The organism is Paenibacillus sp. MMO-177 (genome assembly GCF_037147795.1).
Classification (GTDB): Bacteria; Bacillota; Bacilli; order Paenibacillales; family Paenibacillaceae; genus Pristimantibacillus.
Map to the genome: position 1 here is coordinate 917315 of NZ_JBBCUR010000001.1, position 23083 is coordinate 940397.

Consider the following 23083-nt stretch of genomic DNA (forward strand, 5'->3'; position numbering starts at 1 on the left):
GGATTGGTTAGTCCCGATCCCTGTTCCTTTCATACCAATAGCCGCCGATTCCTCTCTCAAGCCGGAGCAAAGCTTCCAGGTAGAAATAGTCTCCCCAAATCATATAATCATCCGGCGCCAGCCCGCCCCGCACATGATAAGAACCATGCTTCAGCAAGCCTTCCGCTTCCTCGCAGCCTTTAGTCGAATAGTTAGAAACCAGCGATTCCATCGAACGTTGAAGACCTTCGCGCAATTGATCAAACGCAGTATCCTGCGGATCCAGATGCGACAATAACTCCAGCATTCCGGCTGCCGCAATCGCGGAGGCCGAGCTGTCCCGGTACTTCCGCTGCTCCTCCGGCAGGTGGAAATCCCAATACGCAACGCCGTCCTCCGGCAGGTGCTCAAGGAAATAGACCGCCATCCGTTTCGAGGTTTCGAGGAACAACGGATCCCGCGTATAGCGATAGGACAAAGCAAAACCGTAAATGCCCCAAGCCTGTCCGCGCGTCCAGGTCGAACCGTTGCTGAAGCCTTGATGCGTGGCGCCGCCAACCGGTTCGCCCGTCTGCTGGTCGAAGAAAAACGTATGATAAGAGCTGTCGTCGCCTCTTACCAGATACCGTCTGCTTTTCTCCGCCTGGGCTTTGGCTGCTTTCTTATACGCCGGATTGCCCGTCTGCTCGGAGGCCCAATAGAGAAGAGGCAAGTTAAGCAGGCAGTCGATAATAATTCTTCCGCCTTCTACCGGATCCCCTTCCGGTCCCCAAGCCTGAAAATAACCCCCCGTCTTGCGCCAGCGCTTCATCATGACGTCAGCCGCTGCAAGCGCAAGCTCCTTCGCCGTTTCGCTGCCGTCAACGATCCATTCCGCCTTCGCGGATAAGGAATACAGGAAGCCGATATCATGATGATCCAGCACCACGTTGTCCTTCAGCCTCTGGCGGAAGCTTGTTGTTGTTTTCCTTGCCGCCTCTCTTAATCTCTCGTCACCCGAATATTCATAACCGAGCCATAACAGCCCGCTCCAAAATCCGTTGGTCCAATCGTTGTTCTCTATTAACGTATATCGGCTGCCTCCCCCTACATGAGGGTAGGCTTCTCCGAATCTATCAACATTGCTTGTAATCGTGGCGATTGCCTCTTCAATTGCCGTCTTCCACATGTCTATTCGCCCCTTGCCTTGCGATTTTCCACTATCGTAATCGAATGCCGGAGCCCTGGGAGCGACAACTTTTGCTTCGAGTGTGTAAAATTTTGACCTTTTGGCAGCTAACGTCATAACGCAAAGAAGCGGCCATGCGGGTAGGAACCCTTGGCCGCTCTCGTATTTCGGTTACTGCGCATATTCCCTCAACAGTTCTTCCGTCGTCTGCTCCTTCTCCCGCTTCTTCATAATGCCTTTCGCTTCCCAGCAGGCGATGCACTTCTCCTCCGTATCGCATTTATGCGCATCCTCGCAGGTATAGCAGTATTTGATCATGTTTTTCGTAATTTCGCTTTCTCGATTGTTGCCGTCCATGTCATCACCCCTATATGATCGTTACGCCGCTTTATCCGCCGGAGGAAAGGTGCCGTGTCCGCCCTTACGCAGTTTATTGGTCCACTTGCGCAGCAGCGGCAGCAGGTAATAGTCGGCTCCGAATTTACCGCCGTTAAGCCCTGCGATCATCACAAGGCCTCCAAGAAGAATCAGCCAAGGATTCGTGCTTACGGTTCCCGCGAACAGGAACATGAAGTTCATCAGCATTCCGAAAAAGGCCGCCGTTGCCGTTAATGCGCCTAATATAAGCCCAAGGCCAACAAGCGTCTCGCCAAGCGGAATGAGAATATTGATTGCTTTCACGTTTGGCAGCGCCACGTGCTCGATAAACCGGACGAAGTTCGGATAGACATTGGCTTTTGTCTCATGGTCAATGACGGGATTGGCAATCGCCCCTTTCAGGAACCCGCCGGCATCAAAGCCGTCTTTCAGCTTGTGAAAACCGGCGTCAAGCCATTGCCAGCCAACATATAAACGGATCAAAAGGACAAGTCCCGCAGCATAAACGTTCTCGCGCATAAACTTTAACATAATAATCTCTCCCTTAATGAATATATTGTGAATAAAATCACAAAGTTGCGAGGAGGCGTATGCACAGGATGCTCCCGCCCCATGTATAACGGTTGACTCCAGTGTTTTTGCCTCATATAAACTACAGCTTTTGCAGCAATCCGGTTTTTCCGAAGAACAGCTGAATTTCCATGCCCGCGTGATCGAAGGAATCGGAGCAGTGAATGACATTCTCGTCGATATCGGAGCCGTAATCGCCCCGGATCGTACCGGGAGGCGCCTTCACGGGATTCGTCGGTCCGATCAAGGCTCTTGCGTTTCCTACCGCTGACCTTCCCTCCACGATCATCGCGAATACGGGACCGGAGGTTATATATTGAATCAAATCCTCGAAAAACAGCTGCTCCTTCAAATGCTGGTAATGCGTGCGCGCCGTTTCCTCGGACAGCTCCTTCAGCTCTGCGTATACCGGCTTCAGCCCTTTTTTCTCGAAGCGGCTGACGATCTCCCCGATCAGTCCCCGCCTTACGCCGTCCGGCTTTATCATGACAAAGGCTCTTTCGTTCATGTTTATCATCTCCTTCTTCTTGATTCCATCTTACCGCTTTGCGTAAGCCGAAGAAGTGATAAAAATCACACCTTTGAAATTATTTTGGAATAATTAGGGTAACGGTTGTCCCTTCGCCTATTGCCGATTCGATCGTTAAGCTGCCCCCGGCCAGCTTTGCCCGCTCCGCCATGCTGTATCGTCCCACGCCTTGCGTCTGCGCAGCCGTATCAAAGCCGATACCCCGGTCAACGATACGGGCTACTACTTGCGTCTCGTCCTCCAGGATTTCCATCTCGGCATCGGATACGTCCGCATACTTCGCAATATTGGTCAGCGCCTCCTGGATGATCCGGTAAATAACCGTTTCTACCTGCAAGCACAGGCGCTTGCGCAGATTGTTCCGGAACGATACCTGGATGCCGTAATGGGAGGTATAGTTTTCGAGATGCGTCCGAAGCGCCGGAACAATGCCCAGATCGTCCAGCACGGACGGCCGCAGCTGCCAAGCCACGCTCCGTACCTCCTCGATAATGCCCGCTACCTGGCTGCGGATGAAGGGCAGCTGCTCCTCGCCATGAGCAGGAGCGGAAATGACACGATCCAGCTGAATGAGCAGGGAAAACAAGCTTTGCCCGATGCCGTCATGCAGCTCCCGGGAAAACTTGCGCCGTTCCTCTTCCTGAATCGTCATTACCTTGGACAAGGTCTCCTGAAGCTCCTCCTCGACCTTCTTGAGCCGGGTTACCTCGTTACGGATCGCCAGGTATTGATACGGCTTGCCGTTCTCGCCTACAAAAGGAACGATTGTCGTATTCACCCAATAGTAAGTGCCGTCCTTCGCCTTGTTCTTGATATCCCCATACCAGACTTGTCCGGAGGATATCGTTGCCCACAGCTCCTTCATAAAAGCTTTCGGATGAGTGCCCGAATTGATAATCCGGTGGTCCTTCCCAAGCAGCTCGGAGCGGTCATATTGGGAGATCTCGCAGAACTTATCGTTGACATAAAGAATCCTGCCCGTGTGATCGGTCATCGCCACAATCGAAGACGCATCAAGCGCCAGCTTCACGTCGGCAAGCTGCTTAAGCGAGCTCTGCAGCTCGCTTCGGAATTGCGAATCCTCGATCCGCTCCTCCAGCTGGAGCAGCAAGGAGTCGACATTCTCGGCGAGCACCTTATTCCCCGATCGATGATTAATCAAAGTTAAGCAGCCCCTTTTTCATCGCGTATTTGATCAGCTCCGGTCTAGATTTGAGCCCTAGCTTCTCCATCACGTTGCTCTTATGCGTCTCGACGGTTTTGACGCTGATCACCAGCATTTCGGCAATCTCCTTGTTGGCATAGCCTTTGGCCGTTAGCGATAGAACCTCTTTCTCGCGCTCCGACAGAGCATGAAAGAGATCTCCGCTGTCTCCCCGCTGCATCCGGTCCACGTACTCCTTCATCAAACGTTTCGTTGCCGTAGGATAAAGGTAGGCGTCGCCTCTAGCGACGGAGCGAATCGCCGTTAGAAGCTCCTCATGCGGGGCATTCTTCAAAACGTATCCGGCCGCTCCGGCATGAATGGCACGGAACAAATATTCATCGTCGTCATGCATCGTCAATATCAGTATCGCGGTATCCGGCAGCAGCTCCTTCAGCTCGGCGGATGCCGTGAGGCCATCTTTTCCCTGCGGCATGCTTAAATCCATTAGCACAACATCGGGCTTCAGCTGAAGCGCCGTCCGGATGCCCTCATCTCCATCGGAGGCTTCCGCGATAACCTCCATTTCCTCCGTTCCGCTCAACAGCATGCGCAAGCCGGAGCGAACCATCGCATGATCATCGACGATTATCATTTTTATCATTAGCGGTCTCCTCTCTTAAGCAGCAAAGAAGATATTCTTTGCGCTTCTTCTTCGGTAAACGGCAGATCCTTCCTTCTGCCCAGCAGCATAATGCCGCCGGCGTGATTGGAATGGCTGGCCGGAACCGGCAGCCCCAGAGCCGTTTGCAGCTTTTCGGCCAGCATGACGGGACATTCCCGGAGCAGGGCGTTATTGGTCCTTTTATCCACCCTCCAAGCCGTTCCGTGACGCAGCACCATTCCGCCTATTCCTATTCCCGGTTGAATTCTCATATGTTCGACTTTGCCGTTCAGGCTGCCGATCACCGCATTCCATTTCATGCTCCGGTGATGCTCGGCAGAACCGGCAAACGCAATAAAGTCGCTTCCGCTTCCGTGAAGGATTTCCTGAAGCCCCGGCGGCAGATTCTCTTCGCCGGGAGACTGCGATAACTCTCCCAAGGTGCTATCCCCTTCATTTTTCGTATTCGATACCGCCTACCTATTGTCCTATTGTAAGGGATGAGAAATTTCTTGTATGTAAGGGGGTTCCCTTATTCAAGAGTCAGGGAATTCCCTTATGACAGAAAAGAAGCCCCGGCTGACAGCAGCCGGGGTTACATGCGGCAAATCTCCTTCGGGCAATTCTCGCAGCAGCAAATATCCCTTAGGTACCGCAAATTTTTGATGATAAAATGACCGTCTTCATAAGCGATAACGTCTTCCTTCTTGAGATCGCTCAGCATCCGGTTGACGCTTTCGCGCGTCGCCCCGATCATATCGGCCATTTCGGTATTGCTGATTTTGAGGGTGATGTAGATATGTTCCGCCTTCGGCCTGCCGTAAGAGTTGCTAAGACGGATAAGCAGCGAGCAGAGTGCCCCCGTCTTGCCGAACATCATGAGATCCCGGAATTTGGTCTGCGTCAGGCGGTGCATGAGCCCCATCCATCTCATAAACTCGACGGCCAGATCGCCATGCTGCCACAGCAGCACCTCGAGGTCCTTCCGCTGGATAACGCCAATCTTCGCATCCTCCGTCACTTCGGCCCGGAAGGCGTGAACGGAGTCCGGGAAAGGATCCATCTGACCGATCAGGTCACCCTTCTGATATAAATACAAAGTTAACGCGCGTCCGCTGTCCGTCGACTTCGCGGCCCGAACGCGGCCTTTTATAATAAAATAAAGCTTATCCGCCGCATCGCCTTCCCAGAACAAGCAGCTTCCCTTGTCATAGCTGCGTTTGTACATAATGCTGTCCAGCTTCTCGAAGCTGTCCTGCGATAAAACGGGCTGCTGTCCTTCAATTGAAGCGTTGTTGGTTCCCATGCGGATGTCCCCTTCCGAGTGATCGTTATCCTCATCATAACGTCATTCGAGATGCGGCAACATCGGGGAATCTCCTGATCTTCAGGGGAATATTTCCTTATTTATGGCGAAGAAGCCCCTGAGGGCATTCCGCCTGAAGGATGGCGGCAGCGCGGGCAACCTCCTGCTCCGTTGGAACGGGAACACCCTCCAGAGGGTACGGGCGCCCCAGCGTCTGCCATTTGTAAACTCCCATCCGGTGATATGGAAGCAGCTCAAGCTTCTCCACGTTGCCCAATCGACCGACAAACCTGCCCAAGCGGCGCAGATCCTCCGCATGATCGGTTATGCCGGGAATAAGCACATGGCGAATCCATATCGGCTTGGATAAGGACGACAGCCACTCGGCAAAATGCAGGATCCGGTCATTGGGCTGCGAAGTCAGCCGTTCATGCTTGCCGCGGTCGATCTGCTTCAAATCCAGCAAGACAAGATCGGTATAGCTCATCAGCTCTGCCGCATGGGAAGGGTCGCAGAAGCCCGAGCTGTCCAGCGCCGTATGCAGGCCAAACCTCTCTTTGCAGGCTTTGAACAAAGCCGCGACGAAGGGAGCCTGCAGCGTAGGCTCTCCTCCCGTCACCGTAATCCCCCCGCCCGAGCCGCGGTAGTAAGGCAAATAAGGCTCAATCTCCTGCAAAACCTCCTCCACTGTCACTTGCCGGCCTGCGGCCGTATCCCAGGTATCGGGATTATGGCAGAATTGGCATTGCAGCGCGCAGCCCTGCATGAACAGGACAAACCGGATGCCGGGGCCGTCAACGGTGCCAAAGGTATCGATCGAATGAATGCGTCCTTTCATGCCCCATGCTCCTTCCGCACCTTAGATTTCGCCATGGAACGTCCGGTTGATCACATCGAGCTGCTGCTCTCTCGTCAGCTTGATGAAGTTGACCGCATAGCCGGATACCCGAATCGTCAGCTGCGGATAATTTTCCGGATGCTCCATCGCGTCAAGCAGCTGCTCGCGGTTAAAGACGTTGACGTTCAGATGATGCCCGCCGCTTGCCGTATAGCCGTCCAGCAGAGCGGCCAGGTTGCCGAACCGTACCTCCTCTTCCTTGCCAAGCGCCTTCGGAATAATCGAGAAGGTGTTGGATACGCCGTCGAGGCTGTGCTCGTAAGGAATCTTCGCTACCGAAGCGAGCGAAGCAAGCGCGCCCTTGCGGTCCCGGCCGTGCATCGGGTTGGCGCCCGGCGCAAACGGCTCTCCGGCTTTGCGGCCGTCCGGCGTGCTGCCGGTTTTTTTGCCGTAAACGACGTTGGAGGTAATCGTCAGGACGGACATGGTAGGAATGGCTCCGCGGTATGCCTTATGCTGCCGCAGCCGGTTCATAAAGCCTTCAGCCAGCTCTACCGCAAGCTGGTCGGCACGGTCGTCGTTATTGCCGTATTGCGGATATTCGCCTTCGATCTCGAAGTCGACCGCGATCCCTTTCTCGTTCCTGATCGGACGGACCTTTGCGTAACGGATCGCGCTTAAGCTGTCGGCCACTACGGATAGACCGGCAATTCCGCAGGCCATCGTCCGGATAATATCCCGGTCATGCAGCGCCATCTCAAGCCGTTCATAGCAGTATTTGTCATGCATGTAATGGATGACGTTCAACGTGTTCATGTACAGCTTGGCAAGCCAATCCTGGACGACGGCGAATTTTTGCTTAACCTCCTCATAATCCAGCACTTCGGATGTAATAGGCGCGATAGCCGGACCAACCTGCACGCCAAGCTTCTCGTCTACGCCGCCGTTAATCGCGTACAGCAGCGCCTTCGCCAGATTCGCCCTTGCCCCGAAAAACTGCATTTGCTTGCCGATCCGCATGGCGGATACGCAGCAGGCAATGCCATAGTCGTCTCCGAAATAGGGACGCATCAGGTCATCATTCTCGTACTGAATCGAGCTGGTCTCGGCCGAGACCTTGGCGCAATATTTCTTGAAAGGCTCGGGCAGCTTAGCCGACCATAGAACGGTTAGGTTGGGCTCAGGCGCCGGCCCAAGCGTATAGAGAGTATGCAGGAAACGGAAGGAGCTGCGCGTAACCCGCGTCGCTCCGTTTAAGCCCATGCCGCCAACCGATTCCGTCACCCAGGTCGGGTCGCCGCTGAACAGCTCATTGTAGTCGGGTGTCCGGAGGAACTTCACGATTCTGAGCTTCATGACAAAATGGTCAACCAGCTCCTGCGCTTCCCGCTCCGTTAAGGTACCTTCCCTCAAATCCCGCTCGAAATAAATATCGAGGAAGCTGGATACGCGTCCAAGGCTCATCGCCGCTCCGTTCTGCTCTTTGATAGCGGCCAGATAGGCAAAATAGAGCCATTGCACCGCTTCCTGCGCATTTGCCGCAGGAGTGGAGAGGTCAAAGCCGTACGCGGCAGCCATTGCCTTCAGCTCGCCAAGACTCCGAAGCTGCTCGGATAATTCCTCGCGAAGCCGGATAACCTCCTCCGACATGACATCGACTTCAAGCTGCAGCAGCTCCTCCTTTTTCCCTTGGACCAGCCGGTCAACGCCGTACAGGGCGACGCGCCGGTAATCCCCGATAATTCGGCCCCGGCCGTAAGCATCGGGCAAGCCCGTGATGATGCCTGCTTTTCTCGCGGCTCGCATATCGGTCGTATAAGCATCAAAGACTCCTTGATTATGCGTCTTGCGGATATCCGTAAATAGACGGAGCATCTCGGGATCAAGCTCATAGCCGTAAGCCTCGCAAGCATCGGCAGCCATTCGAATACCGCCAAAAGGCTGCACGGACCGCTTCAGCGGCGCGTCGGTCTGCAGGCCAACGATTCTTTCCTTGTCCTTGTCGATATAACCCGGCGCATGCGAGGTGATTGTGGATACGGTATGAACATCGATATCATGGACGCTGCCGCGCTCCCGCTCTTCCTTGAGCAGAGCGCTGACCTGCCGCCAAAGCGCATTCGTGTCTTCGGTTGCGGATGCGAGGAACTGTTCGCCGCCTTCATACGGCGTAAGGTTCTTCTCGATAAACGAATTGACATCAATCTGCTTCCGCCATTTACCGTCAGCGAACCCCCGCCATGCTTCTTTGCCGGCCGTCCCTCTTCTGACTTCGTTTTCCTTCATCGCCATCTTCAAGCACCTCCGTTTTCTATGTCTCCATGTTACTTCTTTGCTTGGTGCGCGGCTGTGATCTTCCTCACAAAGAAAGAGATATTTACAGCTCCCGAACGGGAACCGTACGGACGAACCTGCTGTCAATCCGGTTGCTCCGAAACGTCGGTTCCTTCAGCTTCAGCCAATGGATTTGCTGCAGCAGATACTCGACGTCCGTATGACCCTCCTCCAGCATAGCGCCAATCGGCTCGGATAAGGCGCGGTCATAGATCCCGTGCAAGGGATAGATACGGCCGCCGATCAAAGGAATAACCGCATCATACCCTTCCCGCCTCCAGAACAATAAGAGGCTGGCCGCCGCCGCCGACGGGTGAGGCATGTGGCACCCTAGCATCCATACATCCGGGTATCTCGCCAACGCTAGCCCCGCATGCATACCGCTCAGTATGCCTTGGCCCGCATAATAATCGCTAATGATTCGAATATCCCGGTCTACATGGCGAAGAAACGGTTGAGGATGATTCGTAACAATCGTGACCTCCGCGCATAGACTTTTCATTTCCTTGATTTGGCGATGCAGCAAGGACTGACCCTCAACGACAAGAAAAGCACGCTCATCAGCCCTCTCCGTTCCGCAAACGTCCCCTGCTAAAATGACGCCCGATACCACCTTAATCACACCTTTCGTTCGACTGACATTAAGAAGTAAGAAAGAGCTGCCGATCCGGAGATCGGCAGCCCCAATTGCAGGTATGAATCTTAGAATCTGCCGTAAAAAGCGTTACGGTAAATGTCCGCCAGCTCGGCGACAAGCGGCATACGGGGATTAGCGGTGGTGCACTGATCCTCGAATGCGCGGTCTGCCAGATAGTCAACTCTTTCTTCGAAATCCGCTTGATCAAAGCCCAGCTCCTGGAAGGTTTCCGGGATGCCAAGCGAACGGTTCAGCTTCCGCACCGCTTCAATCAGGCTGCTTACCCCTTCCTCCGTCGTCCGGGCAGACAGGCCCAGCATGCGGGCGATTTCCGCATAGCGCTGATCGGCAATGAAATGGCTATATTTCGGGAACGAAGTGAACTTCGTAGGCTTTTGCGCATTATAGCGGATCACATGCGGCATCAGGATCGCATTGGTGCGGCCGTGCGCCGTATGGTATTGGCCTCCCCATTTATGCGCCAGGCTGTGGTTGATGCCGAGGAACGCATTCGCGAAGGCCATGCCTGCAATGGTCGAGGCATTGTGCATTTTCTCGCGGGCGAGCGGGTCTGCCGTATGATACGACTTCTCCAAATTCTCGAATACGAGGCGGATTGCATGCAGCGCAAGGCCGTCCGTATAGTCGCTCGCCATGACCGATACATAAGCTTCGATCGCATGGGTAAGCACATCCATTCCCGTATCGGCAACCGCCGTCTTCGGCAGGCTGTATACAAATTCCGGGTCGATAATCGCGACATCCGGCGTCAGCTCGTAGTCGGCGAGCGGATATTTGGTCTGCCCTTCTTTTTTGTCCGTAATGACCGCAAAAGAAGTCACTTCCGAGCCCGTTCCCGATGTTGTGGGGATCGCAACGAATTGGGCCTTATTGCCAAGACGCGGATATTTGTACACCCGCTTGCGGATATCGAGAAACTTCTGCTTCAGCGAATGGAAGCTGGTGTCCGGATATTCATAGAAGAGCCACATCGCTTTGGCCGCGTCCATCGGGGAGCCGCCTCCAAGAGCGATAATGCAGTCCGGCTTAAAGCTTTCCATCAGCCTGGTGCCGCGCTCGACCGTTTCCACCGACGGATCAGGTTCAACATCCGAGAATATCTCCATAGCGACGGGGACTTTCCGTTTGCGCAGATAGTATTCCAGCTTCTCGACATAGCCAAGCTTCACCATCATCGCATCGGTGACGATAAGAACCCGCGAGATATCCGGCATTTTCTCCAGATACTGCGTCGCGCCTTTCTCGAAGTAAATCTTGGGCGGAATTTTGAACCATTGCATATTCACCGTCCGGTAAGCCACCCGCTTGATGTTTATCAGGTTGACGGCCGTTACGTTGGAGGTCGTAGAGTTATGGCCATATGAGCCGCAGCCAAGCGTCAGGGAAGGCAGGTTCGTATTGTAAAGATCGCCGATTGCGCCATGGGTCGACGGTGAGTTGACAATAACCCGGCCGGTCTTGAGCCGGTCCGCAAAGGCCTGAATCACTTCGTCATTATTGGAATGGATAACGGACGAGTGGCCAAGGCCGCCAAACGCGACCACCTCTGCCGCAAGCGCAATGCCCTGCTCCGCCGTGTCCGCTTTATAGCAGGCCAGCACGGGGCTCAGCTTCTCGGCCGACAGCGGGAAATCCGTTCCGACGCCGGACAGCGGAGCAACGAGGATTTTCGTATCCGCAGGCACCTCGATCCCCGCCATCTCCGCGATCCGGACGGCAGGCTGGCCTACGATCTTACCGTTTACGGCGCAATGGTCTCCGTGAATGACGAGCTTCGATACCGCTTCCGTTTCCTCTTCATTTAGGAAATAACAGCCGTTGTCTTTCATCAGCCTGCATACCTCATCGTAGACGGGGGCCTCGATAATAACAGCCTGCTCGGACGCGCAGATCATGCCGTTATCAAACGTCTTGGAGAGAATCAGATCGGTCACCGCCTGCTTCAGATCAGCCGACTGCTCGATAAAGCAAGGCACGTTGCCCGGTCCTACGCCAAGCGCCGGTTTGCCGGTGCTGTACGCGGCTTTTACCATCGCCGATCCGCCGGTTGCCAGAACAAGCGCAACATCCGGGTGATTCATGAGCAGTTGGGTGGCTTCCAGCGAAGGCATCTCGACCCACTGCACGCAGAACTCGGGCGCCCCGCCGGCAACCGCCGCTTCAAGAAGCGTCTGCGCCGCGGCCGCGCTGCTCTTCTGGGCGGAAGGGTGAAAGGCGAATATAATCGGATTGCGCGTCTTCGCCGCTATCAAAGCCTTGAACATCGTGGTGGAGGTCGGGTTGGTCACCGGCGTTACGCCGGCAATAATGCCAACGGGCTCCGCTACTTTTTTGTAGTTCTCGTAGACATTCTCTTCAATGACGCCAACCGTTCGGTCATGCTTGATGCTGTGGTAGATATATTCCGTCGCAAAAATATTTTTCGTAATTTTATCCTCGTAGACGCCTCTGCCCGTCTCTTCCACGGCCAGCTTCGCCAGCTGCATATGCCGGTCGAGACCCGCAAGCGCCATGGCCTGCACGACGCGGTCCACCTGTTCCTGGTCCATTCGCATGTAAGCTTCCTGCGCCGCCTTGGCGCGCGCCACCAATTTGTTGATTTCGTCTTGTGCGGAGTGTTGGGCTTCAAGCTTGCTTTCTTTTACAGCCATCTTCTTCTCCTCCTCGTACCGGAGCTCTCGTCTCCTCATGACTTCATCGTAAAGAAATTCAAACCGGCTCACTATGACATTTCTCACACTTTGGAAAATCACTTTAGGAGAATAAATAGTCCATGTCGGTCAAAATCGTTTCGGCAAGCGGGAACAGCAGCTCCTCCTCCATTTGGAAGTGGGCGGTCAGAATAAAGCAGCCCTGCGTCAAGCAATCGCAGCCTTCCTTCAGCTCATGCTGCAGGTCGGCCCCGCTTAAAGGCTCCAGCCTGAGCGCATGGAGCAAGGCGCCGCTTGCCTGGATAAACGATTCAATATACTGGACGGCCAGCTCATGATCCTTCTCAAGCACCCATAAGGAAGGCATTATCGTTGGTTCGATCTTCTTGTGCGAATAATGCATCAGAACGGGGAACAATTCCTCCTCTTCCCATGCGGAATGCCGCTTCAGCTCGTTCAGAAGCATCTCCGCTTCTTCCCGAAGTCCGATTAAGCCCTCTATCGTAACGTAACTGCTCATCCCCGTAGCATGATGAATGCTTTGCTGGCATATTGCGCTGCACATCGCTTTTATTTGTTCATGGTCCGATTCCAATCTCATCGCCAGCCTTGCAAAGGAGCTTGGCCTTGCCGTATTAAACGGATCCAGTCTCATTCCAATCCCTCCCGTACCGGTTCCTTAAAAATGTTCATGCCTCAGCCTACCATCTGCCGGTCATGGCTGGCTGTGACGCATATCACAGTTGGCCGGACGGACATAGAACGTTCAAATAAAAAGGCCTGCCCTGCGCAAATCTAACCGAAACAACACAAAATCGAGCGAGAAGCCCGGCTGGTTTTACGCTAAACTTGGGAGAGTTGTTATCGATTCATGACTCGGTTGAGGGGGACAGGATAATCTATGAAACTGGAAAACATTAAACTTGAGATTAGCAGCGGGGCTACGCTAACGCTTTATCTGCACGACATTATGGAATTAAGGGAAAAAGCGCGCCCCATTGTTCTGGTCACGCCCGGAGGAGCATACCGTTTCTGCTCCGAGCGGGAAGCCGAGCCCGTAGCGATTGCCTTCTACAACGCTGGCTACCATGCGGCGGTATTGCGCTACTCCTTCATGGAGGATGCGCGTAATATGCAGCCGATGGCGGAAGCTTTGGAGTCAATCCGGATACTAAGAGAGCATGCTGAGAAATGGCATATTCTTGCGGATAAAATCGCGGTTTGCGGTTTTTCGGCAGGCGGACATTTGGCTGCTTCCACCGGTACGATGTGGAATGAGCCCGCGCTTATGAAGCGCTTGAACTATGAGGGAGATATTCTGAAGCCTAATGCGCTCATTCTTGGCTACCCGGTTATTACTTCCGGTGAATTCGCGCACCGCCAATCGTTCTACAACATCAGCGGCTCGCCTGAAGACGATGAGACATCGGGCTTTTATTCGCTGGAGAAACGCGTAACCAGCGAAACTCCCCCAACCTTCATCTGGCATACGGAGGACGATCCGGCGGTTACGGTGGAGAATGCACTGCTCTTTATAAGCGCTTTGCGTAAGCATCAAGTACCGTTCGAGTGCCATATCTTCAATAAAGGTGAGCATGGCCTGTCCCTGTGTAATGAAGAAGTAAATACGCCGAATCCGCATTGCGCCCACTGGTTCGGCTTATGTATCGAATGGCTGGACTCGATTGGGCTGGGATTAGCGTAAAGATAGCGTTAGAAGAACGACCAGGGATTCCTTTCCTGGTCTTTCTTCTTCTTTCTAGGAGGGAACGGTGTCTCGGTTGGATCCGCTGAGGTGGCGAGTTTTCGTGTTACAGCTTGTGTTGGCGAGGACGTGTGGAGGTTGGTGAGCAATTAAGAGGAAATTTTCGTGTTACATCTCGTGTTGGCGGGGACGTACGGAGGTTGGTGAGTAGTTAAGAGGAAATTTTCGTGTTACCGCTCATGTTGGCGGGGACGTACACAGGATGGCGACCAATTAAGAGGGAATTTTCGTGTTGCAGCTCATGTTGGCGGGAATACACAGGTGGTGGCGAGTAATTAAGAGGAAATTTTCGTGTTACCGCTCATATTGGCGGGGATGCACAGGAGTTGGCGAGTAATTAAGAGGAAATTTTCGTGTTACAGCTCATATTGGCGGGAATGCACAGGGGTTAGCGAGTAAGTAAGAGGAAATTTTCGTGTTACAGCTCATATTGGCAGATAAGTGGATTGGCTGGCAGCAAAATTCGGCAGGCTTTTTGCCTGCTGTAGCCCATATCGGCGATCGCGCGGGACATTGCACGGCTCATTAGCAGGCTTTTTGCCTGCTGTAGCCCATATCGGCGATCGCGCGGGACATTGCACGGCTCATTAGCAGGCTTTTTGCCTGCTGCAGCTCATATCGGCGAGTGGGCGGGGCATCGCTCGGCTCATTAGCAGGCTTTTTGCCTGCTGCAGCTCATGTCGGTGAGTGCGCGGGCATCGCTCGGCTCATTAGCAGGCTTTTTGCCTGCTGCAGCTCATATCGGCGAGTGCGCGGGGCATCGCTCGGCTCATTAGCAGGCTTTTTGCCTGCTGCAGCTCATATTGGCGAATGCGCGGGACATCGCACGGCTCATTAGCAGGCTTTTTGCCTGCTACAGCCCCAGCTGGCGGGGACGCCCTCTGACCGCGGGCGTATTAGCAGGCTTTTTGCCTGCTGCGGATCCGGCTGGCGGGGACGCTCGCGGGGCTGTCGGTCCCCTCACCCGCTTCCGCCACAAAAACGTCAAACTCTGCCCGTTGTGCATCATTGCCCATTGGGCAATAATATACTTATACAATCGTTGCCCATTGAGCAACGACGAAGTGAGGTGAAGGCACAGGGCCGATCTACGATGAACAAGCAAAGCTTGCGTGAAATCAAAAGAGAAGCAACGGCTAATGCGCTCGCGGAGGCGGCATTTGATCTCGCCATGGAACGTGGGATGGACAATTTTGTAGTAGAGGATATTGTACAGCGTGCAGGATATTCAAGAAGAACGTTTGCGAATCATTTCTCGTGCAAGGAAGAAGCGGTTGTTATGGGGGCTTCCGCCTTCAACGACGTGAATGAAGTGCAGCAGCTGATCGAGAGCTTGACGGAGAACACCACACCGCTTGAGGTTATGGAGCATCTGGTCCGAATGGAGCTTACCGCGGGCCTGTTCCAAAAAACGCGCCAGCTCGTGAAGCTGTCCAAACAGCATCCTACCCTGGAGCCCTACATTCTCAGCGCTCTTCATAGCCATCAAGGTCTTGCCGAGCAATTGCTGCTTGATCTGTTCGAAGACAACTATGCAAAGGGCTACATTCAGCTGCTCGTTGGCGCATCCTATGGAGCAGCTCTCCCGATGCTATATGGCAGCAGCAGCATCCGGTTCCCCGGTCAATCGGGTGACGAGCCGCCGGACTCCATTTCGCTCGATCAGTATTTGGATGACATGTTTGGTTATTTGAAAAAAGGTTTTTAGATTTTTATATTATCCTATAAAAAAAGGAGAACCACACTGTTATGTCGACTTTCCTGTACAAAATAGGCAAAACAGCCTATAACAAGCCTTGGCATTTTATCATTGCCTGGATTGCCATTCTTGGCGTTGTTGGTGCCCTGATCGGCATTAACGGCATTCACACCAGCTCCGAGATGAAGATAAAAGGAACCGAAGCGCAAAAGGTATTGGATCAGCTGGCAAAAGAACTGCCGGAAGCTTCCGGCGGGCAAGCAAGCGTCGTATTCACTGCACCGCAGGGCGAACGCCTCGATACGCCGGAGCGTATAGCCGCTATTACGAAAGCTATTAACGATGTGTACGACGTTGAATATGTCATCAATCCGGCTGAAGCAGCCGCCGCGGCAGGCGCAACGGCAACGGATGCGGCTCAATCCGGCAATGCGGCTGCCGGCAGCGAGCAGCAAAATGCGCAGCAAAGCGCAACGCAGTCCGATCAATCTCAATCAGCTGCGGCTGCCCCATACGGACCGCTCGTCGTTGACGGCAATCCAGTGCCCGGCGTTATGATTTCCGCCGACGGCAACGTGGCTTTGTTCCAATTCCAATTCACCGTTCAGCAAATGTCGCTTCCGCAAGAAGTCATCGACACCGTTGTGGATGACGTTACAGCCGTAGAGCAAGCGAACTTGGGAATCAAAGCTCTGCCAAGCGATACGCTAGTAGGCAAGCCGGCAATTGGCGCTACCGAAGGAGTTGGTATCGTTGTTGCCGCGGTTGTTCTATTTATTACGCTTGGCTCCGTTGTTGCAGCCGGTCTTCCGCTCGTAACCGCCTTGCTTGGTGTTGGTATCAGTGTCGGGGGCGCTTATTCCCTCTCCAAATTTATTCCGATGACCGATATCACGCCTGCGCTTGCCATGATGGTTGGCCTCGCGGTCGGAATCGACTACTCCTTGTTTATCGTAAACCGTCAGCGCCGCATGATCCTCGATCAAGGCCTTAGCGCCCGCGAAGCCGCGAGCCGTGCAGTGGGTACGGCGGGCAGCGCGGTATTTTTCGCCGGGTTAACCGTTATTATCGCATTATGCGGCATGGTTGTTATGAATATCGACTTCCTGACCGCTATGGCTCTTGTCGCTGCAGCAAGTGTCTTTATTAACGTCCTTGTAGCCCTGACCTTGCTTCCGGCATTGCTTGGTCTGGTTGGTGAACGGATCGTCTCCGTGAAAGCACGGAAGAAAAACAACGAGCAAGCAGGCGTTGCCCGTCAAGGCACGGCACATCGCTGGGCGAACGGAGTTGTACGCCGCCGCTGGCTCGTGATCATTGGCGTGATCGTTATCCTTGGCGCTGCATCCATTCCGGCTGCCGATATGAAATTAGGCATGCCATCCGGCGATACGGCAAACCTGGATACGCCGGCTAGACAAAGCTTTGACGCAATCTCGGCCGGCTTTGGCAAAGGCTTTAACTCGCCGCTCCTGCTCGTTGCCGAGCCTGCAAGCACCTCCGACAAGGTTACGCCTGAACTTCTCGGCAAGCTTGTGCAGGATATCCAGCAGCATGACGATGTTGCGGTTGTTACGCCAATGGGCATTAATAAAACCGGCGACATCGGGATTATTAGCGTTATTCCGAAATCCGGTCCTACAGACGACGAGACCAAAAAGCTTGTCAAAGAGCTTCGCGATCAAGACTCCAGCATCTCTCAATCTAACAAAGTGACGCTGGGCGTTACCGGCTTCACCGCGATTAACATCGACATGTCGGCAAAGCTGGCAGAGGTGTTCCCGATTTATATCGGTATCATCCTCATCCTGTCGCTTATCATTCTGCTGCTTGTATTCCGGTCGATTATCGTTCCGGTAAAAGCAACCATTGGCTTCCTGCTTAGCATTCTGGCTACCTTCGGTATTACGACGGCCGTATTCCAATGGGGATGGCTGCATGATCTGTTTGGCTTCGATACCGGCGGCCCGCTTCTCAGCTTTATGCCGATTATGGTATCCGGTATCCTATATGGCCTTGCGATGGACTATCAGGTATTCCTAGTAAGCTCCATGCGCGAAGCTTATGTCCATGGGCACAAAGGAACAACAAGCGTGGTTGAAGGTTATAAGCAAGCGAGCCGTGTCGTTGTGGCGGCAGCGGTTATCATGGTATCCGTCTTCGCCGGATTCATTCTGACCGAGGACATCATGCTGAAGCAAATCGGCTTTGCTCTCACCATCGGTATTCTTATTGACGCTTTCTTCGTCCGCATGGCGCTTGTTCCGGCTATTATGGCTGTGTTTGGCAACAAAGCATGGGGCATGCCGAAATGGCTGGACCGCATTCTTCCAAACCTTGATGTAGAAGGCGACAAGCTGATTGCGGAGCTTAACAAATCTTCGAATCCGAATGGCCATAAGGAATTAAAAAAGGCTAAACCAAGCCGGGCTCATTAAAAATAACAACAAGAAAGGACCGCTGCCAGCAGCGGTCCTTTCCTTTATTTCACTGTTATCATCGGTTACATCAAGCGGTCCTACAACCCGCGGTTGTAATCGTATTCAATCGCTTGCAGAAAGGCCCGGGCAAGCACCGCATGACCCGACATATTTGGATGAACCCGGTCCCAAGCGAGAGTTGCCGGATAAATAGACCCTAGAACCTTGTTGAACGCTGCCTGCGTATCCACGAAACGAGCTTCATACTTGGACGCTATCTTTTGGACAACCCGACCGTATTGATCCATCGTTCTGCGCATTGGATCCGCTTCATTCGCCTCAAGATAGAACGGAGTCATTAACACAAGTCCCTGCAGCGATGGTCTCGTACGTTCCACCAAAGCCTCCAGCTTCGCTTCGTATTCGTCTATGTAGACATGCTGCTCGGTCTGAGCGGGCAAATCATATTGTCTCCATACATCGTTAGTCCCGATCATAATAGACAGCCAGTCGGGCTGAAGATCAAGGACATCCGTCTGCCAGCGATCCGTCAAATCCCGGACGTTATTGCCGCTTATCCCCATGTTTACCACGCGAATGCCAAGCTCCGGATAAGCTGCGGTCAGCAGCGCATCCACCAGCGACACGTAACCTTTTCCGATTGCGCCAAACAGCCCTTCTCCCCTAGGTCTAGCCCGTTCGCAATCCGTAATGGAGTCTCCGATCATGACCAGCTTCGAATTTTGCCCTAACAACATTGATATGGCCCCCTCTTCCGAACAATTAGTTAATTGAAGAATCTACCACATTCATCATACCAAAAATCCGAAAAAGGGCTACCGAAATTCATGCTTAATTCAGCGGAAAAGCTTCGCTCTTCGACACATGGATCATCTCGCCTGGATAGAACGACCGAAAGTACGTCTCCACCCTGTTATGAATATCGCTCCGGTACCAATCCGTCAGGTTGTGGTCGTCAAAAAGCTGAGGCATGCCTAATCGCTTGGATCTTCTCCCCATGGAGCCATCCCCGATCGTAAGCGTATCAATCCAGATCCGGTCCGCTATTCCTTCCAGTACCTTTGGAAAATCCGGCGTAAACGGCAGCACCGGAGAGATCGCAGCCTGCGTCATAATTCCAGCATCATGCATCTCTTTAAGAGCCTTCAGCCGCAGCTTGATACCCGGTGCATAGGGCGCAAAGAGCCGCTTCATATCCTCGCGGTCCGTCTCTACCGTCATCGATACAAGAACCTCGCATTTATCCTTGAGCTGCACGATAAGATCGAGGTCCTTCCTAATAAGCGGGCTTCGCGTCTGAATCTGAAGCAGATCGGGAGGAGCCTCCAGCATTTCCTGCAAAATCCGCCTTGTAATCCCCGCTTCCCGTTCGATCGGCTGATAAGGATCCGTTGCCGAAGACATAAAGATATGAATCGGCTTATTTTTCCGGCGCAGTTTGTTCACTTCATTCCGGTAAAGGTCCGCGGCATTTGTCTTCATGTCCACCCATTCTCCCCATGGAATCTGCTTGAACTTCTGGATGGGCATCTCTCTCACATAACAGTATTTGCAGGCAAACGAGCACCCGCTATATGGATTAAGGGAATGGGTAAAGCCTATATCGAGATAACCCTTCGCTTCGCTTAGGATACTCTTGGATACGATATCTCTGATTTCGATGGCCATGGCAACCCCCTCTCTAGACAACTAAAACAAGAACAAACGTTCCGTTTATTATCATAACTAAACTTCCGTTTTTAATCAATCTCTTCGAGAATAATGACTCTAAAGAACGGGAAAACCAACCAAATGAGGAAAAAAAACATTTATGGATAGGCGGATGGTTCATGGCGGCAAATCATAAATTGTCGGTTATCCCTCTTGGCGGGGTTAATGAAATCGGAAAAAACATGTATGTTATTGAATGCGGCGATGATCTCGTCGTTGTGGACTGCGGATCGAAATTCCCGGATGAAAGCCTGCTTGGCATTGATGTGATTATACCGGATATTACGTATCTCATCGAAAACGAGGACAAAGTCCGGGGCCTTGTCGTGACGCATGGCCATGAAGATCATATTGGCGGAATCCCGTATATTATCAAACAATTGAATATGCCTATTTATGCAACAAGGCTGACGCTTGGTCTCATCAAAGGAAAGCTGAAGGAGCATGGCCTGCTTGGCTCGACAACCCTGCATCAGATTGAACCGCAGTCCGAGATTACCTTGGGCAAGGTTCCCGTCAGCTTTTTCAGCACCAACCACAGTATTCCGGATTGCCTCGGCGTCGTATTTCATACTCCCCAAGGAACGGTTGTCCATACCGGGGATTTCAAATTCGACCTTACTCCGGTCAATAATCAATATGCCGATATTCACAAAATGGCGGAGATCGGAAAAAACGGCGTGTTAGCGCTGTTATCCGAAAGCACCAATGCGGAACGTCCGGGCTTCACCCCTTCCGAACGCCTGGTTGGGGCAAATATTCAGGAGGCCTTTTATAATGCCGACGGCATGATTTTTATAACGACGTTTGCATCCAATGTCCATCGGCTTCAGCAAATTATTGACGCCTCGGTCAAAACGGACCGCAAAATTGCCCTGGCCGGCAGAAGCATGGTTAATGTCGTGGAGATCGCTTCCACTTTGGGTTACCTCAATATGCCTTCAAATATGCTGGTGGACATCGCCGAGGTCAATAAATACAAACGAAACGAAATCACCGTGATGTGCACGGGCAGTCAAGGCGAGCCCATGGCGGCGTTAGGGCGCATTGCCAGCGGCAATCATCGGCAGATCGCCGTTCATCCCGGCGACACCGTTATTTTTGCCTCCTCCCCTATTCCGGGGAACGAGCGGAATGTCGCCCGAATCGTAGACAACCTGTTCGAGAGGAAAGCCAAAGTCATTTACGGCTCCGGCTCAAGCACCGGCATGCATGTATCCGGACATGCCAGCCAGGAAGAGCTGAAGCTGATGCTCACGCTCATGAAGCCGCAATACTTCATTCCCATACACGGCGAATACCGGATGCTGCATCTGCATCGAGAATTAGCCGAATCCGTGGGGGTTAAAGCAAGCAATATCTTTATTTTGAATAACGGCGATGTCGTGGATTTTGCCGGCTCGGAGGCTTTCCAGGAAAGAAGCGTCACGAACGGAGATACCTATGTCGACGGGCTTGGGATCGGCGATGTAGGCAACGTGGTGCTGCGCGACCGCAAGGTGCTGTCTGCCGACGGCATCCTTATTATTGTTGTTACAATCGGGAAGAGCGACAATAAGATTGTGTCGGGACCGGACATCATCTCCCGCGGTTTCGTATTCGTGAAGGAGTCGGAAGGTCTGATGGAGGAGGTACACCGGATCACGCTAAATGAAATGGAACAGCTTCTGGAGAAGGAGAACAAGCTCCATAAGCCATGGAATCTGTACAAGCAAACCCTGAAAGAGTCGGTCGGAAAATTCCTGTACGCCAAAACAAAACGCAGACCGATGATTCTTCCGATCATTATTCTGGTATAGCTGGATATACTATTCAGGCCGATGAATATAACGGTTGCACGACAAACAAGAAAGGTGGAGAAACCTATGACATCAAGCCGTGGCCATCAAGGGGCCCATGGAATCGGACAAGTGGAGAAACAATTAAACCGTCAAGCGCAAGCTGCCGAACAAATCCAGGGCACTAACCAAACCGACCAAGAGGTGCTTGCAGCCAGTCAAGAGCCTTCCTCCGTGATGGAAGAAATCGTGGATACGCATAACGAGTAAACGTTGTTTAGGAACATAGGCAAAAAGAGTATTTGATCTTTCACGATCAAATACTCTTTTTTATCCCGATCAGTAGTCTCACTCCACGGTAAAAGTAACGGATACGACCGTTCCCGATGAACTCGACTCAATTGTCGATTATACACTCCATATGTTAAATCCGAATAGCGGGTAACAAAATTACTTCAGATTTCACAAATTCTCTAGTCGAGAATAACAAAAAAGGAACAGCAGACATGCCGCGCCCTTGTTTAAATGATGATTAGCTCTCACGTTATTACAGCGATTGCCAGATCTTCTTCAATTGATTTAGGCCCTGCTGCACGCCAAAACGGCATGGCTCCAAGCCTTCGAACTCAACGGAAATATAGCCGTCATAGCCGGATTGCTTCACAATGCCAAGCACCCGGCGCATATCGATATCTCCTTGGCCTACGATAGCCCCACGCAAGTAATTGCCGCGGGCCGAACGGAACCAGCCATCTCCAAGGTCGCTTTCGGGATGACGCACATAGAAATCCTTAACGTGCACCATAGCCGCATAATCAATGTTATTGGAGACGCCAACAACCGGATTCTCGTCCACGCAGACAAAGTTGCCGACGTCCAGGGTTGTTCTGAAATTGTCCCGGTCCGTTGCATGCAAGAGCGCCTGGACACGATCGCTGGCTTGAAGGAAATAACCGTGATTTTCAACCGTTGTTGTAATTCCCTTCGTTGCCGCATAATCGGCGATTCGGCGGCAAGCCTCTGCGAGCTTGGGAAGCTCGTTATTGAAATTACGGATCGACGTATCCGGCGACGATGCCACATCATGGCGCATCAGCCTCACGCCAAGCTTCGCTGCAATGTCCACTTCCCGCATAACACGCTCAATCTCTTGCTCGTATTCCGCTTCGCTTTTGCCGGCAAAATTGGCGCCTATCAAATAATTGGAGATTTCAATGCCCACCTCGTCCGCTTTACGGCGGATCGCTTCAATTAATTCCGGATTCTCCGTCAAATTGAAGCCAAGCGGCACAATTTCAACATGCTCTCCGCCAATTTCAGCAATCGCGGCAATTACGTCAAGAACGTCCATCTCCCCTGATTGAAGCGCTTGATAGTAGCTATAGGTGCTGATCCCAAATTTCATTATCGAATCTCCCTTCAAGTGTGGCTGACTCCTTAATTCGCGTTATTGCCAAGCAAACCTGCCTAT

General features: G+C 52.8%; 21 protein-coding genes. 5 read left to right on the top strand and 16 right to left on the bottom strand.

Going from position 1 to position 23083, the window contains the following annotated elements; genetic code table 11:
• Window positions 1–7 precede the first annotated feature (7 nt).
• From WFK81_RS04055 to WFK81_RS04115, 13 genes are all read right to left on the bottom strand, one after another.
• Window positions 8–1147, bottom strand: a complete 1140-nt coding sequence (locus tag WFK81_RS04055) for a glycoside hydrolase family 88 protein (protein WP_336785149.1) — start codon at window positions 1145–1147, stop codon at window positions 8–10.
• A gap of 171 nt (window positions 1148–1318) precedes the next feature.
• Window positions 1319–1504: a hypothetical protein gene (locus WFK81_RS04060; protein WP_336785150.1), complete on the bottom strand. Its 186-nt coding sequence runs from the start codon at window positions 1502–1504 to the stop codon at window positions 1319–1321.
• 21 nt (window positions 1505–1525) lie between these two features.
• Window positions 1526–2056 carry a DoxX family protein gene (locus WFK81_RS04065; protein WP_336785151.1) on the bottom strand — a complete coding sequence of 177 codons (531 nt, stop codon included), beginning with the start codon at window positions 2054–2056 and terminating at the stop codon, window positions 1526–1528.
• 121 nt (window positions 2057–2177) lie between these two features.
• A complete protein-coding gene (ndk, locus tag WFK81_RS04070) occupies window positions 2178–2603 on the bottom strand; it encodes a nucleoside-diphosphate kinase (protein ID WP_336785152.1) in 426 nt (141 codons plus the stop codon).
• Window positions 2604–2682: 79 nt separating this feature from the next.
• Window positions 2683–3786 (bottom strand): sensor histidine kinase, encoded by a 1104-nt coding sequence (locus WFK81_RS04075; protein ID WP_336785153.1) that lies wholly within the window; start codon window positions 3784–3786, stop codon window positions 2683–2685.
• Complete coding sequence (locus WFK81_RS04080; protein ID WP_336785154.1) at window positions 3779–4432, bottom strand: response regulator transcription factor; 654 nt, start codon at window positions 4430–4432, stop codon at window positions 3779–3781. The genes WFK81_RS04075 and WFK81_RS04080 overlap by 8 nt, the downstream gene beginning before the upstream one ends.
• On the bottom strand, window positions 4432–4872 hold the full coding sequence (locus WFK81_RS04085) for a hypothetical protein (protein WP_336785155.1): 441 nt from the start codon (window positions 4870–4872) through the stop codon (window positions 4432–4434). The genes WFK81_RS04080 and WFK81_RS04085 overlap by 1 nt, the downstream gene beginning before the upstream one ends.
• Window positions 4873–5027: 155 nt before the next feature.
• The gene (locus tag WFK81_RS04090; protein WP_336785156.1) at window positions 5028–5738 is read right to left on the bottom strand and encodes a Crp/Fnr family transcriptional regulator; all 711 of its coding nucleotides are present in this window, start codon (window positions 5736–5738) and stop codon (window positions 5028–5030) included.
• A gap of 97 nt (window positions 5739–5835) precedes the next feature.
• The gene (gene pflA / locus WFK81_RS04095) at window positions 5836–6576 is read right to left on the bottom strand and encodes a pyruvate formate-lyase-activating protein (protein ID WP_336785157.1); all 741 of its coding nucleotides are present in this window, start codon (window positions 6574–6576) and stop codon (window positions 5836–5838) included.
• A 21-nt stretch (window positions 6577–6597) separates the two neighbouring features.
• Window positions 6598–8868 carry a formate C-acetyltransferase gene (gene pflB, locus WFK81_RS04100; RefSeq protein ID WP_336785158.1) on the bottom strand — a complete coding sequence of 757 codons (2271 nt, stop codon included), beginning with the start codon at window positions 8866–8868 and terminating at the stop codon, window positions 6598–6600.
• An 85-nt stretch (window positions 8869–8953) separates the two neighbouring features.
• A complete protein-coding gene (mobA, locus tag WFK81_RS04105; RefSeq protein ID WP_336785159.1) occupies window positions 8954–9523 on the bottom strand; it encodes a molybdenum cofactor guanylyltransferase in 570 nt (189 codons plus the stop codon).
• Window positions 9524–9612: 89 nt separating this feature from the next.
• Window positions 9613–12219, bottom strand: a complete 2607-nt coding sequence (gene adhE / locus WFK81_RS04110) for a bifunctional acetaldehyde-CoA/alcohol dehydrogenase (protein WP_336785160.1) — start codon at window positions 12217–12219, stop codon at window positions 9613–9615.
• 103 nt (window positions 12220–12322) lie between these two features.
• A complete protein-coding gene (locus WFK81_RS04115; RefSeq protein ID WP_336785161.1) occupies window positions 12323–12874 on the bottom strand; it encodes a hemerythrin domain-containing protein in 552 nt (183 codons plus the stop codon).
• A 246-nt stretch (window positions 12875–13120) separates the two neighbouring features.
• Here WFK81_RS04115 and WFK81_RS04120 point away from each other — a divergent pair, with 246 nt between their 5' ends.
• The 3 genes from WFK81_RS04120 to WFK81_RS04130 all read left to right on the top strand — a co-directional run bounded on the left by WFK81_RS04120 (window position 13121) and on the right by WFK81_RS04130 (window position 18121).
• A complete protein-coding gene (locus WFK81_RS04120) occupies window positions 13121–13924 on the top strand; it encodes an alpha/beta hydrolase (protein ID WP_336785162.1) in 804 nt (267 codons plus the stop codon).
• A gap of 1153 nt (window positions 13925–15077) precedes the next feature.
• On the top strand, window positions 15078–15692 hold the full coding sequence (locus tag WFK81_RS04125) for a TetR/AcrR family transcriptional regulator (RefSeq protein WP_336785163.1): 615 nt from the start codon (window positions 15078–15080) through the stop codon (window positions 15690–15692).
• A gap of 41 nt (window positions 15693–15733) precedes the next feature.
• On the top strand, window positions 15734–18121 hold the full coding sequence (locus WFK81_RS04130) for an MMPL family transporter (protein ID WP_336785164.1): 2388 nt from the start codon (window positions 15734–15736) through the stop codon (window positions 18119–18121).
• An 80-nt stretch (window positions 18122–18201) separates the two neighbouring features.
• On the opposite strand, the gene WFK81_RS04135 is transcribed toward WFK81_RS04130, so the two are convergent.
• On the bottom strand, window positions 18202–18861 hold the full coding sequence (locus tag WFK81_RS04135; protein WP_336785165.1) for an SGNH/GDSL hydrolase family protein: 660 nt from the start codon (window positions 18859–18861) through the stop codon (window positions 18202–18204).
• 94 nt (window positions 18862–18955) lie between these two features.
• Window positions 18956–19792 (bottom strand): SPL family radical SAM protein, encoded by an 837-nt coding sequence (locus tag WFK81_RS04140; protein WP_336785166.1) that lies wholly within the window; start codon window positions 19790–19792, stop codon window positions 18956–18958.
• Window positions 19793–19953: 161 nt separating this feature from the next.
• On the opposite strand from WFK81_RS04140, the gene WFK81_RS04145 reads away from it, so the two are divergent.
• Together WFK81_RS04145 and WFK81_RS04150 are read left to right on the top strand one after the other, a co-directional pair.
• Window positions 19954–21633: a ribonuclease J gene (locus WFK81_RS04145; RefSeq protein WP_336785167.1), complete on the top strand. Its 1680-nt coding sequence runs from the start codon at window positions 19954–19956 to the stop codon at window positions 21631–21633.
• Window positions 21634–21699: 66 nt separating this feature from the next.
• A complete protein-coding gene (locus tag WFK81_RS04150; RefSeq protein WP_336785168.1) occupies window positions 21700–21882 on the top strand; it encodes a hypothetical protein in 183 nt (60 codons plus the stop codon).
• 277 nt (window positions 21883–22159) lie between these two features.
• Here the strand turns inward: WFK81_RS04150 and WFK81_RS04155 are convergent, their stop codons facing one another.
• Complete coding sequence (locus WFK81_RS04155) at window positions 22160–23017, bottom strand: sugar phosphate isomerase/epimerase family protein (protein WP_336785169.1); 858 nt, start codon at window positions 23015–23017, stop codon at window positions 22160–22162.
• Between the last annotated feature and the right edge of the window lie 66 nt (window positions 23018–23083).